10 protein-coding genes are annotated in these 16541 nt (G+C 74.2%); 8 read left to right on the forward strand and 2 right to left on the reverse strand.

Features of this window, described 5'->3' with window-relative positions:
- The first annotated feature begins 103 nt into the window (after window positions 1-103).
- Window positions 104-5041: an NAD-glutamate dehydrogenase gene (locus K353_RS10465; protein ID WP_111553314.1), complete on the forward strand. Its 4938-nt coding sequence runs from the start codon at window positions 104-106 to the stop codon at window positions 5039-5041.
- Between the two features lie 79 nt (window positions 5042-5120).
- Here K353_RS10465 and K353_RS10470 read toward each other — a convergent pair whose 3' ends face one another.
- Entirely contained in the window at window positions 5121-7856 is a 2736-nt protein-coding gene (locus K353_RS10470) for an FHA domain-containing protein (RefSeq protein ID WP_111553315.1), read from the reverse strand.
- A 343-nt stretch (window positions 7857-8199) separates the two neighbouring features.
- Between K353_RS10470 and K353_RS10475 the strand changes: the two genes are divergently transcribed.
- The 3 genes from K353_RS10475 to prfB all read left to right on the forward strand — a co-directional run bounded on the left by K353_RS10475 (window position 8200) and on the right by prfB (window position 12509).
- Complete coding sequence (locus K353_RS10475) at window positions 8200-9975, forward strand: serine/threonine-protein kinase (protein ID WP_111553316.1); 1776 nt, start codon at window positions 8200-8202, stop codon at window positions 9973-9975.
- Window positions 9976-10117: 142 nt separating this feature from the next.
- Window positions 10118-11371, forward strand: coding sequence for a serine/threonine-protein kinase (locus K353_RS10480; protein ID WP_111553317.1), 1254 nt, complete (start codon window positions 10118-10120; stop codon window positions 11369-11371).
- Between the two features lie 34 nt (window positions 11372-11405).
- Window positions 11406-12509, forward strand: coding sequence for a peptide chain release factor 2 (gene prfB / locus K353_RS10485; RefSeq protein ID WP_100838057.1), 1104 nt, complete (start codon window positions 11406-11408; stop codon window positions 12507-12509).
- A 78-nt stretch (window positions 12510-12587) separates the two neighbouring features.
- Here prfB and K353_RS10490 read toward each other — a convergent pair whose 3' ends face one another.
- On the reverse strand, window positions 12588-12776 hold the full coding sequence (locus K353_RS10490) for a hypothetical protein (RefSeq protein ID WP_100838058.1): 189 nt from the start codon (window positions 12774-12776) through the stop codon (window positions 12588-12590).
- Between the two features lie 261 nt (window positions 12777-13037).
- Here K353_RS10490 and ftsE point away from each other — a divergent pair, with 261 nt between their 5' ends.
- The 4 genes from ftsE to smpB are packed head-to-tail and all read left to right on the forward strand — an operon-like array spanning window position 13038 to window position 16476.
- The gene (ftsE, locus tag K353_RS10495) at window positions 13038-13727 is read left to right on the forward strand and encodes a cell division ATP-binding protein FtsE (RefSeq protein ID WP_035863161.1); all 690 of its coding nucleotides are present in this window, start codon (window positions 13038-13040) and stop codon (window positions 13725-13727) included.
- 11 nt (window positions 13728-13738) lie between these two features.
- The gene (gene ftsX / locus K353_RS10500) at window positions 13739-14644 is read left to right on the forward strand and encodes a permease-like cell division protein FtsX (protein WP_111553318.1); all 906 of its coding nucleotides are present in this window, start codon (window positions 13739-13741) and stop codon (window positions 14642-14644) included.
- A gap of 54 nt (window positions 14645-14698) precedes the next feature.
- On the forward strand, window positions 14699-15949 hold the full coding sequence (locus K353_RS10505; protein WP_111553319.1) for a S41 family peptidase: 1251 nt from the start codon (window positions 14699-14701) through the stop codon (window positions 15947-15949).
- A 44-nt stretch (window positions 15950-15993) separates the two neighbouring features.
- Entirely contained in the window at window positions 15994-16476 is a 483-nt protein-coding gene (smpB, locus tag K353_RS10510) for an SsrA-binding protein SmpB (protein WP_030911641.1), read from the forward strand.
- Window positions 16477-16541 lie beyond the last annotated feature (65 nt).

Genomic DNA, 16541 nt, shown 5'->3' on the forward strand with positions numbered 1-16541 from the left:
CTTTTCACCCCTCGCGTACGGGAGGATTGCCGACGGGGCCCGGCGGTGCACCCACAGTCATCACCGAGTCACGCAACGGCGCGCGACGGGAGCCGAAACAGCCATGCAGACCAAGCTGGACGCAGCCAAGGCCGACCTGCTCAGGAAAGCAGCAGCAGCCGCTGAGAACAGCCAGGTGGGGGGAGCGGCGCCGGGGGAGGGCCTGAGCAACGGTGCTCTGGCCGCCTACCTGCACCACTACTACCTCCACACCGCCCCCGAGGACGTGGTCCACCGGGACCCGGTGGACGTGTACGGGGCCGCCGCCTCGCACTACCGGCTGGGCCTCAAGCGCCCGCAGGGCACCGCCGAGGTCCGGGTGCACACCCCGAGCGTCGAGGAGAACGGCTGGTCCTGCGGCCACACCGTGGTCGAGGTCGTCACCGACGACATGCCGTTCCTGGTCGACTCGGTCACCAACGAGCTGACCCGCCTGGACCGCGCCATCCACCTGGTCGTGCACCCGCAGCTCGCGGTGCGCCGCGACATCACCGGCAAGCTGCTGGAGATCCTCGACACCGACGCGTGCAACCGCGCGCAGGCCGCCGGCACCGAGTGGCCCGCCGACGCCGTGGTCGAGTCCTGGATGCACATCGAGATCGACCGCGAGACCGACCGCGACGACCTGCGCACCCTGGAGGCGGGCCTGCGCCGGGTGCTGGGCGACGTCCGCGAGGTGGTCGAGGACTGGTCGAAGATGCGCGACTCCGCGCTCCGGCTGGCCGACGAACTCGCCGAGCAGCCCCCCGCGCACCTGCCCGAGCAGGAGGTCGGCGAGGCCCGGGAGCTGATGCGCTGGCTCGCCGACGACCGCTTCACCTTCCTCGGCTACCGCGAGTACGACCTGGTCGAGCACGAGGGCGAGGACGTGCTGCGCGCCGTCGCCGGCACCGGCCTGGGCGTGCTGCGCGCCGACCCGCTCAACCACGACAGCGACCACCACCCGGTCTCCGGGGCGTTCGGCCGGCTCTCCGCCCCGGTCCGCGCCAAGGCGCACGAGAAGAAGCTGCTGGTCCTCACCAAGGCCAACAGCCGCTCCACCGTGCACCGCACCGCCTACCTCGACTACGTCGGCGTGAAGAAGTTCGACGCCGCCGGCGAGCCGATCGGCGAGCGCCGCTTCCTCGGCCTGTTCTCCTCCGCCGCCTACACCGAGTCCGTCACCCGGATCCCGGTGGTGCGCCGCAAGGTGCAGGAGGTGATGAACGGGGCCGGCTTCTCCGGCGACAGCCACGACGGGCGCGACCTGCTCCAGATCATGGAGACCTTCCCGCGCGACGAGATGTTCCAGACCGCCGTCGCCGAGCTCCAGTCGATCGCCACCAGCGTCCTCTACCTCCAGGAGCGCCGCCGGCTGCGGCTGTTCCTGCGCCAGGACGAGTACGGCCGCTACTACTCGGCGTACGTCTACCTGCCGCGCGACCGCTACACCACCCGGATCCGGCTCGCCCTCACCGACATCCTCAAGAGCGAGCTGAACGGCGACACCATCGACTACACGGTGTACGCCACCGAGTCGGTGCTCACCCGCCTGCACTTCGTGATCCGGGTCGCCCCCGGCACCGAGCTGCCGCAGCTGTCCGACGCCGACATCGAGCGGATCGAGAACCGGCTCGCCGAGGCCGCCCGGTTCTGGATGGACGGCTTCAACGACCAGCTGCAGAGCGAGTTCGGCGAGGAGCGGGCCGCCGAGCTGTCCCACAAGTACGCCACCGCCTTCCCCGACGGCTACCGCGCCGACTTCCCGCCGCGCACCGCCGTCGCCGACCTCAAGCAGATCGAGTCCCTCGCCGGCGAGGGCGACTTCCGGCTCAACCTGTACCAGCCGGTCGGCGCCGGCGACGACGAGCGCCGCTTCAAGATCTACCGGGTCGGCGGCCCGATCTCGCTCACCGAGGTGCTCCCCGTCCTCCAGCGCCTGGGCGTCGAGGTCCTCGACGAGCACCCGTACGCGCTGCGCCGCACCGACGGCAGCACCGCCTGGGTGGTCGACTTCGGCCTCCGGCTGCGCGAGGGCACCGACCTCACCGAGGAGGACCGCGAGCGCTTCCAGGACACCTTCGCCGCCACCTGGCGCGGCGAGGCCGAGAACGACGCCTTCAACGAGCTCGTCCTCACCGCCAAGCTGACCTGGCGCCAGGCCGTGGTGCTGCGCGCCTACGCCAAGTACCTGCGGCAGGCGGGCTCCACGTTCTCCCAGGACTACATGGAGGACGCGCTCCGCAACAACACCCACACCACCCGGCTGCTGGTCAACCTGTTCGAGGCCCGGCTCTCGCCCAGCCACCAGTCCGGCAGCGGCGAGCTCACCGAGGGCATCCTGGAGGAGCTCACCGGCGCCCTCGACGAGGTCGTCTCGCTGGACGAGGACCGCATCCTGCGCTCCTTCCTGCACCTGATCAAGGCCACCCTGCGGACCAACTTCTTCCAGCACGACAGCGAGGGCCGGTGGCACTCGTACGTGTCGATGAAGTTCGACCCCAAGGCCATCCCCGACCTGCCCGCGCCGCGCCCCGCCTTCGAGATCTGGGTGTACTCGCCCCGGGTCGAGGGCGTCCACCTGCGCTTCGGCAAGGTCGCCCGCGGCGGCCTGCGCTGGTCCGACCGGCGCGAGGACTTCCGCACCGAGATCCTCGGCCTGGTCAAGGCCCAGATGGTCAAGAACACCGTCATCGTGCCGGTCGGCGCCAAGGGCGGCTTCGTCGCCAAGCAGCTGCCCGACCCGGCGGTCGACCGGGACGCCTGGCTCGCCGAGGGCGTCGCCTCCTACAAGACCTTCATCTCCGCGCTGCTCGACATCACCGACAACCTGGTGGCCGGCGACGTCGTCCACCCGGTGGACGTGGTGCGCCACGACGAGGACGACACCTACCTGGTGGTCGCCGCCGACAAGGGCACCGCGACCTTCTCCGACATCGCCAACGGCGTCGCCGGGCAGTACGGCTTCTGGCTCGGCGACGCGTTCGCCTCCGGCGGCTCCGCGGGCTACGACCACAAGGGCATGGGCATCACCGCCCGCGGCGCCTGGGAGTCCGTCAAGCGCAACTTCCGCGAACTCGGCGTCGACACCCAGACCGAGGACTTCACCGTCATCGGCATCGGCGACATGTCCGGCGACGTGTTCGGCAACGGCATGCTGCTCTCCGAGCACATCCGGCTGGTCGCCGCCTTCGACCACCGGCACATCTTCCTCGACCCGAACCCGGACGCCGCGGCCTCCTTCGCCGAGCGCCGCCGGCTGTTCGACCTGCCGCGCAGCTCCTGGGACGACTACGACCGGGCGCTGATCTCGGCCGGCGGCGGCGTCTACCCGCGCTCCGCCAAGTCCGTCCAGCTCTCCGCGCAGGCCCGCGAGCGGCTCGGCATCGAGACCGCCAAGCTCACCCCCGCCGAGCTGATGAAGGCCATCCTCCAGGCCCCCGTCGACCTGTTCTGGAACGGCGGCATCGGCACCTACGTCAAGGCCGCCACCGAGACCAACGCCGAGGTCGGCGACAAGGCCAACGACGCGATCCGGGTCGACGGCGGCGACGTCCGGGCCCGGGTGATCGGCGAGGGCGGCAACCTCGGCTGCACCCAGCTCGGCCGGATCGAGTTCGCCTCCACCGGCGGCCCGCGCGGCGAGGGCGGCTGGATCGACACCGACGCCATCGACAACTCGGCCGGCGTGGACACCTCCGACCACGAGGTGAACATCAAGATCCTGCTCAACCAGGTCGTCGCCGACGGCGACCTGACGGTCAAGCAGCGCAACGCCCTGCTCGCCGAGATGACCGACGAGGTCGGCCACCTCGTGCTGCGCAACAACTACGCGCAGAACGTGGTGCTCGCCAACGCCGTCGCCCAGGCCGCCAGCATGGTCAACGTGCACTCCCGCATGATCAACCGGCTGGAGGCCAACGGACAGCTCGACCGGGCCCTGGAGTACCTGCCCACCGAGAAGCAGATCCGCGACCGCCAGCAGGCCGGCCGCGGCCTGTCCCAGCCCGAGCTGTCGGTGCTGCTCGCCTACACCAAGATCACCCTGGCCGACGAGCTGCTCGCCACCGACCTGCCCGACGACCCGTACTTCCGGGACGTGCTCCACCAGTACTTCCCCAGCGCGCTGCGGGCCCGGTTCGCCGAGCAGATCGACCACCACCCGCTGCGCCGCGAGATCATCACCACCCTGATCGTCAACGACACGATCAACCGTGGCGGCTGCACCTTCGCGTTCCGGCTCCGCGAGGAGACCGGCGCGACCATGGAGGAGATCGCCCGCACCCACGCCGCCGCCCGCGCGGTCTTCGGCCTGGAGCAGATCTGGGACCAGGTCGAGCGGCTCGACAACCGGGTCGCCGCCCGGGTCCAGACCAGGATGCGGCTGCACGCCCGCCGCCTGGTCGAGCGCGCCACCCGGTGGATGCTCAACAACCGCCAGCCGCTGGACATCGCCGACACCATCGCGTTCTTCCACGACCGGGTCAACCAGGTCTGGGACGCGCTGCCCAAGCCGCTGGCCGGCGAGGACCTGGCCTGGTTCGAGTCCGTCCACCGCGAGCTCTCCGAGGCCGGCGTCCCCGACGACCTGGCCACCCGGATCGCCGGCCTGTCCTCCGCGTTCCCGACCCTCGACATCGTCGGCGTCGCGGACCGCTCGGACGCCGACGTGATGGAGGTCGCCGAGCTGTACTACGACCTCGGCGACCGGCTCCAGATCAGCCACCTGCTCGACCGGATCATCGACCTGCCGCGCACCGACCGGTGGTCCTCGATGGCCCGCGCCGCGATCCGCGAGGACCTGTTCGCCGCGCACGCCGCCCTCACCGCGGACGTGCTCGCCGCCGGGCCCGCCGGCTCCGGCACCGACGAGCGCTACACGGCCTGGGCCGACCTCAACGCCACCCTGCTCAGCCGGGCCCGCACCACCCTCGACGACATAAGGGGTTCGGGCACCTACGAGCTGTCCAGCCTCTCCGTCGCCATGCGGGTGATCCGCACCCTGCTGCGCAACGGCAGGTGAGGGAACGGTAGTTCGGAGCCGGCCGGGGGCCGGGGGCGGGAGACCGCCCCCGGCCCCCGGCCGTCGTGCCCGGCCGTCCTCAGCTCTCCGTCGCCCGGCGCAGGGCGGAGGCCAGCAGCGCCAGGTCCGTGGGCCCGTTGCCGAGTTCGCGCACCGGGCGGGGCGAGGGCGCGGCGCCGTGGTCCTCCAGGCGCTGGGCGACGACGGTGGGCCGCAGGGTCGCGGTGCGCGGGATGCGGCCGCTGACCCGGGCGCCCTGGAAGGCGGTGACCGCCCCGTCCGGGCGGCGCAGGTAGCCGCGGCCGGGCGTCGCCCCGGGGAGCGCGGCGGCGTCGGGCAGGTGGATCAGCAGGTCGGAGTCGCCGGCCTGCTCGGTGCGCAGCGCGATCCGCAGCTGCGCGGCCTCGTCCAGCTCGGTGCCGGCGGTGCTCTCGGGCGCGCCGGTCGCGGCCACCACGTGCACGCCGAGCCGGGCGCCGTGCACCGCGACGGCGGCGAGGGCGCGGGCGAGCGGACGGCCGCCGGGGGAGGCCGGGCCGAGCAGCGCGTCGTAGTCGTCGACCAGGACGACCAGCCGGGGCGGTGCCGCGTCGGCCGGGGGCGCGTCGGGGGAGCGGCGGGGTTCGACCACCCGGGGCGGCGCGGCCGGGTCGGCCGGGCCGCCGACCAGCGCCGGGGTCCGGGCCAGGGCGAGGGCCCGCCTGGTGTGCCAGTCGGTGAAGGTCAGGCCGTCGAACAGGGCTTCGCGGTGGGCGAGTTCGTCGCTGATCCGCTCGGCGGCGAGCAGCGCGCCGCGCGGGTCCTCGGCGGCGTTGACGTGGCCGGTGACGTGCGGGAGGTCGGTGCAGGCGGCCAGGCCGCCGTCCTCCGCGCGGTCCCCGTCGACCGTCAGCAGGGCGAGCCGGTCGGGGCGTTCGGAGACGGCGAGGGAGGCGGCCAGGCTGCGCAGCAGCTCGGACTTGCCGGAGCCGGGGCCGCCGCCGATCAGCAGGTGGTCGCCGTCCTCGGCGAGGTCGACGGCGCAGTTCTCCTCGCCGCCGGCGCCGCGGGCGGTGCCGAGCAGGGCGGCGGCGCCGCCGGCCCCGGCGGGCAGGGCCTGCCAGCCCTCGGCGAGCCGGGCCGGGGAGAGCGACTCGGAGCGCAGCAGGTCGAGCAGGCGCAGCGCCTCGGGGAGCGGGCCGCGCGGCGAGGCCCCGGTGTCGGCCTCGGTGAGCGGGGTGAGGGTGCGGGCGAGGCGCTCGGCCCAGGCCGGGGAGACCGCGTCGAGGGCGATGTCGGTGAGGCGCTCGCGGGCGCCGGCGGCCGGGCGGTCGAGGGTGAGGCGGGTGGAGACCTCGCCGGTGACGGTGCCCAGCGCGCCGAGGCCGGTGGGGAGCTCCTCGGGGGTCTCGGCCAGGCAGAGGGCGAAGACGCCGGCCGCGGGGCCCTGGCGCAGCAGCAGCCCGAGGGCGTGCCGGGCGGCCTCGGTGCCCGGGTCGCCGTCGACCAGGACGACGGTGGCGGGCGGGCCGGCGGTGGCGGCGGCGAGTTCGGTGAGGCGGGCCTCGGCCTGCTCGGGGCCGAGCCCGTACAGCAGGCGGCAGGACTGGCCGTGGGCGGGCCGCAGGTGCGGGAGCCACTGGGCCCAGGCCCAGTCCTCGGCGGGCCGCTCGGCGGCGACCACGACCAGGGCGAGGCCGCTGGGCGGGTGCAGGGCGGCGAGCTGGGCGAGGGCGGCCCGGGCCAGGCCGGTGAGGCGGTGGCGCGGGCCGGCCAGGCCGAGGCTGCCGGCGGTCTGCAGGTCGACGGTGACGGGGACGGCGGGCAGCAGGCCGCCGGGGGCGGTGCCGGGGCCGCCGGGCAGGTCGGCGGTGCCGAGCCGGAGGGTGAGCGCGTCGGGGTGGTCGGGGCCGCGCTCCCACAGCCGGGGGCCGGTGCCGAGCGCGGTGAGCAGCAGGGCGGCCGGGTCGGGCCAGCGCTCGCGCTGGTGGGCGGCCTGGCGCAGCCGGGCGGCGTCGTGCTGGCGGTCGGTGTCGGCGGCGGGCGGCTCGTTCCGGCCGCGGCGCAGCCAGCGGCCGCCGCGCCCGGTGGCGGGGGCCGGGGCGGGCTCGGGCGGCCCGCCGGGTGCGGCCGGGCGGCCGGGGGCGGTGCGGGCGCCGGTGCGCGGGGCGAGCCGGAGGCGGCCCTCGCCGTCGGGCGCGGTGGGCCGGGCCGCCGTGTCCTGGGCGCGGGCGAGCTGGAGGGTGGACTCGCCGATCCGCAGCAGGGCGCCGGGGGCGACGTCGGCGCTCTCCTCGCGCAGCCAGTGCTCGTCGAGCCGGGTGCCGTTGGTGGAGCCGAGGTCCTGGACGGTGGCGCGGCCGTCGGCGGCCAGGTGCAGGGCGAGGTGCAGCCGGGAGACGTCGGGGTCGTCGAGCGGGACGTCGGCCTCGGCGGAGCGGCCGATCCGGATCCGCTCGCCGTGCAGGCGGTGGACGCCGCCCGCGTCGGGGCCGCCGACCACTCGCAGCTCGGCGGCGGGGCGCCCGTCGGCGCCCTCCGCGTCCGGGTCGGGCTCGCCGAGGGCGAGCACCGCGCCGTCCACCAGCGGGGGGTGGCCGAGCGGGGTCTGCTCGTCCAGGCGCCGTTCCCCGTCGTAGAGGTGGACGTGCGTGGCGGAGCGGGGACCGCGGACGCCGACCGCGCCGGCCAGCGCGGCGGCGACGGCACCGAGCGCGGTCCCGGCCGGCGCGGTGACCAGTACGTCGGCGGAGCTGCCGGAGCTGCCGGAGCTGCCGGAGCTGCCGGGGGCGGCCGGCCCGCTGCGCGGTCGAAGGACGGTGAGCCGGATCTGCATCTCGCCCGGGGTCCCTTCTGCACACGTGTGGTGCGTGCCATCCTGCCACTCGGGACGGACAGTCCGCGCACGGTACCGGATTTGACGATCTTGCGATCATCGCCATGGTGAATCCGACGGGGAGTCAGGTCAAGGCGCCCCGGGCACCCTCGCCGGCCGACCGCGCGCGCCCCGGCCGGGCAACACCTCGGAAACCCGCTCGGGCACCGTTAGAGTTGCCGAACACACGGGAGCCCGTCCGCCCGGGCGGACTCCCCAGGCCCCGGCGCCGTTCACGGGAACGGGGGAGTGCCGGAACGCGGCCCCCGGCAGCGGGCGCCGGGTGACCGAACGGAGTGCACAGGTGCGGCCTGTCGGCAGCAAGTACTTGTTGGAGGAGAGCCTCGGGCGCGGAGCGACCGGCACGGTCTGGCGCGGCCGGGTGCGCGAGGACGCCGCCGTGCCGGGCCTGGTGCCCGGCCAGGCGGTCGCGGTCAAGGTGCTGCGCGAGGAGCTGGCCGCCGACCCGGACGTGGTGATGCGCTTCCTGCGCGAGCGCTCCGTCCTGCTCCGGCTGACCCACCCCAACATCGTCCGCACCCGCGACCTGGTGGTCGAGGGCGAGCTGCTCGCCCTGGTGATGGACCTGGTCGACGGCCCCGACCTGTACCGCTACCTGCGCGAGTCCGGCCCGCTGTCGCCGATCGCCGGCGCGCTGCTGATGGCCCAGATCGCCGACGCGCTGGCCGCCAGCCACGCCGACGGCGTCGTGCACCGGGACCTCAAGCCCGCCAACGTGCTGCTGGCCACCCTCGCGGTGGACGGCGACGAGCGGATGCACCCGATGCTCACCGACTTCGGCATCGCCCGGCTCGCCGACTCCCCGGGCATCACCCGCACCCACGAGTTCGTCGGCACCCCCGCCTACGTCGCCCCCGAGTCCGCCGGCGGCCGCCCGCAGACCGCCGCGGTGGACGTCTACGGCGCCGGCATCATGCTGTACGAGCTGGTCACCGGCCGCCCGCCGTTCCAGGGCGACAACCCGCTGGCGATCCTCCAGGCGCACCTCGCGCAGGAGCCGCAGCGCCCCCGCACCATGCCCGAGCCGCTGTGGACGGTGGTCGAGCGCTGCCTGCGCAAGGACCCGGCCCAGCGCCCCACCGCCGTCGCGCTGGCCGAGGCGCTGCGGGTGGTCGCGGCCGGCGTCGGCGTGCACGCCGCCCCGGCCGCGGTGGAGGCCGCGCTGGCCGTCGGCGACCTGCTGGTGCCGGCCGCCCCCGCGGTCTCCCCGCACGACGCCACCCTGCCCGGGGTCGGGTACGACCCGGCCGCCGCCACCCAGGTCATGGCGCACCGGCCGCCCGCGCCCGGCGCCGAGGACCGCACCCAGCTGATCGGCCAGCCGCCCGCCGCCCCGGCCGCGGAGCGCACCCGGGTGATGCCCGCGGTGCCGCCCGCCCCCGAGCAGTCCCCCGCGCAGCCGGACGGCCCGCACCCCTGGCAGACCCAGCTGCGCGCCGCCCGGGACCGCAACGCGCAGACCCAGGTCGGCTGGTTCGAGCCGGACGGCTCCGGCGAGCCGCAGGTCGCCCCGCGCCCGTACCAGGCCGGCCGGCCCCCGCAGCACGGCGGCCAGCCCCCGCAGCCCCACCAGCGGCCCCCGCAGGACGGTCGCTACGCCCCGCAGGACGGCCGGTACGCCCCGCAGCAGGGCCCGTACCAGGCCCAGCAGCCGCACCCGCCGCAGGGCGGTCGGCGCTCCCCGCAGGGCTCCGGCGGCCGTCCGCCGGTCGCCCCGCCGCCGTACCAGGCCCAGCAGCAGCCGCCGGCCGCCTACAGCGGGCAGCCGCAGGGCTACGGCGCCCCGCAGCGCCGCTCCGAGCCGCCGGCCCCGCAGCGCCGCCCGGAGCCGCCCCGCGAGCGGGAGCGCGAACGCGAGCGGGAGCGCGAGCCGCGGCGGCGCAGCCCCAACCGGATGCGCATCCCCGGCCTGGGCTGCCTGAAGGGCTGCCTGCTGGTGCTGGTGGTGCTGGCCGTGGGCTGCCTGGCGCTGTGGAACTTCACGCCGCTGCCGCACTACTGGGACAACGTGGTCGGCTGGTACGACACGGCCCGGAACTGGGTCACCAGCCACACCTGACCGGGCCATTGACGCTTTGTCGACAATCCCGCGAAATTCCACCGGATCGGTACCTCGCCGGGGGCCCTCCGCGGCCCCCGCGACCGCCGCGGGCGCGTAGGTTGTTCGTCGAGCACCGACCTCACGAGCCCACGGAGCAGCATTGGCACGCAAGATCGGCAGCCGGTACACCGTCCACCAGGTGATCGGCCGCGGCTCGGCCGGCACCGTGTGGCTCGGCGAGGGCCCGGACGGCCCGGTGGCGGTGAAGCTGCTGCGCGAGGACCTCGCGGCCGACCAGGTGCTGGTCGGCCGCTTCGTCCAGGAGCGCGCCGCCCTCACCGGCCTCGACCACCCGCACGTGGTCGGCGTCCACGACATGGTGGTCGACGGCAGCGACCTCGCCCTGGTGATGGACCTGGTCCGGGGCAGCGACCTGCGCACCCGGCTGGAGCGCGACGGCGTGCTCAGCCCGCTGGTCGCCGCCTCGGTGATCGCCGACGTCGCCGACGGCCTGGCCGCCGCGCACGCGGCCGGCATCGTGCACCGCGACGTCAAGCCGGAGAACGTCCTGCTCGACCTCGCCGCCCCGCCCGGCCCCGGCGGCGCCCCGCGCGCCAGGCTCACCGACTTCGGCATCGCCCGCTTGGTCGACGCCCCCCGCCGCACCCGGGCCACCCGGATCATCGGCACCCCCGACTACCTCGCCCCCGAGATCATCGAGGGCCTGGAGCCGCGCGCCGCCGTCGACATCTACGCCACCGCCACCGTGCTGTACGAGCTGCTCACCGGCGCCACCCCGTTCGGCGGCGGCCACACCGGCGCGGTGCTGCGCCGGCACGTCACCGAGAACGTCCCCCCGGTCGAGGGCATGCCGGACGGCCTGTGGCGGATCATCTCCGAGTGCCTGGCCAAGGCCCCCGCCTCCCGGCTGCGCGCCGCCGAGCTGGCCGCCCGGCTGCGCGCCCTGCTCCCCGAGCTGGCCGGTCTCGGCCCGCTCGCGGTGCCCGCCCAGCGCGCCGCCGCCGAGGAGGTGCCCACCCCCGGCGAGGCGGTCTACGCCGAGAGCGACGCGCTCGGCGGCGGCGCCCACCGCCGCCGCCGCGGCCCCGCCGTCCCGCTGGTGCCCGGCCCGCAGCCCGACTCCACCCGGGACACCCACACCAGCCTGCGCCGCCCCTCCGCCCAGGAGCTGGCCTCCTACGCCGAGGAGTCCCGGGCCCAGCGCGACCGCCCCGGCTCCGGCCCGCACCGCCGCACCCGGGCCCAGATGATCCGCCGCCGCCGCACCCTGGCCGTGCTGATCGCCGTCGTCCTGCTGCTGGCGGGCGCCGCCGCCGCGTGGACGGCGTTCGCCGCCGAGCCCCCCGCGGGCCCCTCCGCGGCGGTGCGCACCACCTGGTACCCCCGGTTGTAGCCGAGCCCCCCCGCGGAACCATTACCCTTGAGGCGTGGCAGCCGTCGATCCTTCCGAAGAGCTCAAGAACCTCGACTCGACCATGGCGTCGATCGAGGCCGTCCTCGACCTGGACAAGATCCGGGCCGACATCGCGACCCTGGAGGAGGAGGCAGCCGCCCCCACCCTGTGGGACGACGTCGCGAACGCACAGAAGGTCACCAGCCGGCTCTCCTTCCTCCAGGGCGAACTGCGCAAGTTCGAGACCCTGCGCGGCCGGGTCGAGGACCTGGGCGTCCTGTTCGAACTGGCCGAGGCCGAGGACGACGCGGACACCCGCGTCGAGGCCGAGGCCGAGCTGGTGTCGGTCAAGAAGGCCGTCGAGGAGCTGGAGGTGCGCACCCTGCTCTCCGGCGAGTACGACGCCCGCGAGGCGCTGGTCAACATCCGCGCCGAGGCCGGCGGCGTCGACGCCGCCGACTTCGCCGAGCAGCTGATGCGGATGTACCTGCGCTGGTCCGAGCGGCACGGGTACCCGACCGAGGTCTACGACACCTCGTACGCCGAAGAGGCCGGCATCAAGTCCGCGACCTTCACCGTCAAGGCCCCCTACGCCTACGGCACCCTCTCGGTCGAGCAGGGCACCCACCGCCTGGTGCGGATCTCCCCGTTCGACAACCAGGGCCGCCGCCAGACCTCCTTCGCCGGCGTCGAGGTGCTCCCCGTCGTCGAGACCTCCGACCACGTCGACATCGACGAGGGCGACCTGCGGATCGACGTCTACCGCGCCTCCGGCCCCGGCGGCCAGGGCGTCAACACCACCGACTCCGCGGTCCGGATCACCCACCTGCCGACCGGCATCGTGGTCTCCTGCCAGAACGAGCGCTCCCAGATCCAGAACAAGGCCTCGGCGATGAACGTCCTCCAGGCCAAGCTGCTGGAGCGCCGCCGCCAGGAGGAGCGCGCCGCGATGGACGCGCTCAAGGACGGCGGCTCGTCCTGGGGCAACCAGATGCGCTCCTACGTCCTGCACCCGTACCAGATGGTCAAGGACCTGCGCACCGAGTACGAGGTCGGCAACCCGCAGGGCGTGCTGGACGGGGACATCGACGGCTTCATCGAGGCCGGCATCCGGTGGCGCAAGCAGCGCGAGAGCTGAGCGCCCGCGCGGACAGCGACGGGAGGGGCCCCACCGCCACGGCGGTGGGGCCCCTCCCGTCTCAGCGCTCGGGGTCGGTCAGCGCAGCAGCAGGGCCAGCATGAGCACCGCGACGAACAGCAGGCCCAGCAGCACCGCGGGGTTGAGCGTCGCGAACGGCCCGTGCGGCTCCTGCTGGAGCCGGGCCCGGTTGGCGCGGCACACCGGGCAGCGGCCGTCGATCACGCGGCCGTTGCAGTTGGCGCACACCAGTTGGTCGCAGGTCATGCGATCTCCTCCTTGCTGCATAGCCAACGCGCCGGAGGCGGATTCGGTTCCGACTGCCTACCACTCTGCCAGGTTCCCTACCCCTCGGCTCCCGGAGGAGAAGGGTTATCGATCTGTGACGTACCTCGCAATTTCCGGGGCGAACCCGAACAACACCTGACGAAACCACGTTCGGTGCGCGCCCCGCGACTGCGGGTGCGGATGGGCATCGCGTAAGGTCACTGGCTCCGATCCACCTAGGATGGCCCCCGTGATGCAGCCGTGATCAGATTCGACAACGTCTCCAAGACCTATCCCAAGCAGAACCGTCCGGCCCTGGACAACGTCTCGCTGGAGATCGAGAAGGGCGAGTTCGTCTTCCTGGTGGGCTCGTCGGGTTCGGGCAAGTCGACGTTCCTGCGCCTGTGCCTGCGCGAGGAGCGCCCGTCCACCGGTGCGGTGCACGTGCTGGGCAAGGACCTGGGCAAGCTCTCGAACTGGAAGGTGCCGCACATGCGGCGCCAACTGGGCACGGTCTTCCAGGACTTCCGCCTGCTGCCGAACAAGACGGTGGGGCAGAACGTGGCGTTCGCCCTGGAGGTCATCGGCAAGCCGAAGAGCGCCATCAACAAGGTGGTGCCCGAGGTGCTCGACCTGGTCGGCCTCGGCGGCAAGGAGGACCGGATGCCCGGCGAGCTGTCCGGTGGTGAGCAGCAGCGCGTGGCGATCGCCCGGGCGTTCGTGAACCGCCCGATGCTGCTGATCGCCGACGAGCCCACCGGCAACCTCGACCCGCAGAACTCGGTCGGCATCATGAAGCTGCTCGACCGCATCAACCGGACCGGCACCACCGTGCTGATGGCGACCCACGACCAGGCCATCGTCGACCAGATGCGCAAGCGCGTCATCGAGCTCGACAAGGGCCTGCTGGTCCGTGACCAGGCCCGCGGCGTCTACGGCTACCAGAGCTAGAAGAGAGAAGCATGCGCGCCCAGTTCGTTCTGTCGGAGATCGGCGTCGGTCTCCGCCGCAACCTGACCATGACCATCGCCGTCGTGGTCAGTGTCGCGCTGTCGCTCGCCCTCGCCGGTGCCTCGCTGCTGGTCCGCGACCAGGTCAACTCCATGAAGGACTACTGGTACGACAAGGTCGAGGTCAGCATCTACTTCTGCACCAAGGCGGAGCACAACTCGCCGCAGTGCGCGGACGGCGAGGCGACCCAGGACCAGATCCAGGCGGTCAAGGACGGCCTGGCGAAGATGCCGCTGGTGCAGAGCTACACCTTCGAGAACTCGCAGGAAGCGTTCAAGCACTTCAAGGACAGCAACCCGGACAACCCGCTGCTGGCGGCGGTCGGCCCGGACTCCATGCCGCAGTCCTGGCGGGTCAAGCTGAACGACCCGACCCGGTTCGACGTGATCCAGAGCGCCTTCGCCGGCAAGCCCGGCGTGAAGTCGGTCGAGGACCAGCGGAAGATCCTGGAGAACCTGTTCGGCCTGCTGCGCGGCCTGCAGACCGCGGCCTTCGTGATCATGGTGCTGATGCTGTTCGTCGCGCTGCTGCTGATCGTCAACACCGTCCGGGTGTCCGCGTTCAGCCGCCGCCGCGAGACCGGCATCATGCGGCTGGTCGGCGCGTCCAACTTCTACGTGCAGATGCCGTTCATCGCGGAGGCCGCGTTCGCCGCGCTGCTCGGCTCGGCGCTGGCCTCGGCGCTGCTGGTGGGCGGGCACTTCTTCGTCCAGGAGTGGCTGGCCAAGAAGGTGGCGTTCATCCACTTCATCGGCCTGTCCTCGGTGTTGGCGGTGATCCCGCTGCTGGTCGTGGTCGGCATGGTGATGGCGGGCGTGGCCGCGTTCTTCACCCTGCGCAAGTACCTGAAGGTCTGACGGGTCGTCGGCGTCACAGGCCCAACCGCCCGCCGCGGCACTAGAATCGGGCCCATGCCGACTGCACCGCGGGTACGCCAGGGGATGACGCTGGGCCTGGTGTTCGGCGCGGTGCTGTTCGCCGGAGCGGCCTCGGGGGCCTGGGGGGAGCCGGACGGCTCGCTCCGGGCCCCCTCGTCGTCCGAGGGACCGCCGCCCGCCGCCGACCTGGCGGGGGCGGACCTCACCCCGCAGCAGGCCAGGCAGTTGGTCGGCGCCAGCGGCGACCGCTGGGCGGCCTACCTGAGCCCGCAGCAGTACGCCGACCTCACCGGCGGCCGGTACGCGGGCGTCGGGCTGAGCGTGGACCGGGAGGCCGGCGGGCCCACCCTGGTCGCCGAGGTGGCGCCCGGCTCGCCCGCCGCCCGGGCCGGCATCGCGCCCGGCGAACTGCTGGTCACCGTGGACGGCGCCGCCGCCGAGCAGCTGCCGGTCACCGAACTGGTCTCCCGGCTGCGCGGCGGCCCGGCCGGCAGCGCGGTCGCGGTGGGCGTCCGGGACGCGGCCGGGCCGGTGCGCCAACTCACCCTGACCCGGGCCGAGCTGTCCACCCGGGAGGTCGAGGTCGCGCACCCGGCGCCCGGGGTGGTCCGGATCGCCGTGCACGCCTTCACCGAGGGCGTCGCAGGCCAGGTGCGGGCCGCCGCGGCCGGCTCCCGGGGCGTGGTGCTCGACCTGCGCGGCAACTCCGGCGGACTGGTCGGCGAGGCCGTCGCCGCCGCCTCGGTCTTCCTCGACGGCGGGCCGGTGGCCAGCTACCAGGTGCACGGCGAGCACCGCGAACTGACCGCCGCCCCGGGCGGCGACACCGCCGTCCCGCTGGTGGTGCTGGTCGACGGCGGCACCATGAGCGCCGCCGAACTGCTGGCCGGCGCGTTCCAGGACCGCAGCCGGGCCGTCCTGGTCGGCAGCCGCACCTTCGGCAAGGGCACCGTCCAGCAGCCCAGCCGGCTCGCCGACGGCTCCGTGCTGGAGCTCACCGTCGGCCGCTACCAGACCCCGGCCGGCCGCTCCCCGGACGGCACCGGCGTCCAGCCCGACGTGCCGGCCGCCGGCGAGGACCCGCAGGCGCTCGCCCTCAAGGTGCTGGCCGGGCTCAGCGGCTCCGCCCCCGACGCCACCGGCGCGCCCACCGCCGCCGCGCCCACCCCCGGCCCGGGCGCCACCGCCGGCCCGGGCGCCACCGTGCCCGCCACCGCCCCCGACGGCCCCCGCCCCGGCCCCGCCGCGGCGCCCTCCGCGCCGCCCGCGCCCGCCGCGCCGTAAAGGGGCTGCCGCGTCCGCCGCCGAAGTGCGAGAATGGCCGGGCTATGGCAAAGGAAACGGGCAAGAAGCTGGTCGCGCAGAACAAGAAGGCGCGGCACGAGTACACCATTCTCGACACCTACGAGTGCGGCATGGTGCTCACCGGTACCGAGGTCAAGTCGCTGCGCGAGGGCCGGGCCAACCTGGTCGACGGCTACGCGTACATCCAGGGCGGCGAGGCCTGGATCGACAACGTCTTCATCCCCGAGTACGCCCAGGGCACCTGGACCAACCACTCGGCGCGGCGCAAGCGCAAGCTGCTGCTGCACAAGCTGGAGATCCGCAAGATCGAGTCCAAGGCGAAGGAGAGCGGCCACACGCTCGTCCCGCTGTCGCTGTACTTCAAGGACGGCCGCGCCAAGCTCGAACTCGCCCTCGCCGTCGGCAAGAAGCTCTACGACAAGCGGCAGACCCTGCGCGAGCGCCAGGACCGCCGCGAGTCGGACCGCGCGGTGGCGGCCGCCCGCCGCCGCTCCGGCCAGGGCTGATCCGCCGTCAACCGCCTGACGGGGCCCGGCCAACCGGCGGGATGGAGCGTCTCCGTATCATCTCG

Origin of the sequence: Kitasatospora sp. SolWspMP-SS2h (genome assembly GCF_003259315.1) — a bacterium.
In the GTDB taxonomy this organism is placed as follows: Bacteria; Actinomycetota; Actinomycetes; order Streptomycetales; family Streptomycetaceae; genus Kitasatospora; species Kitasatospora fiedleri.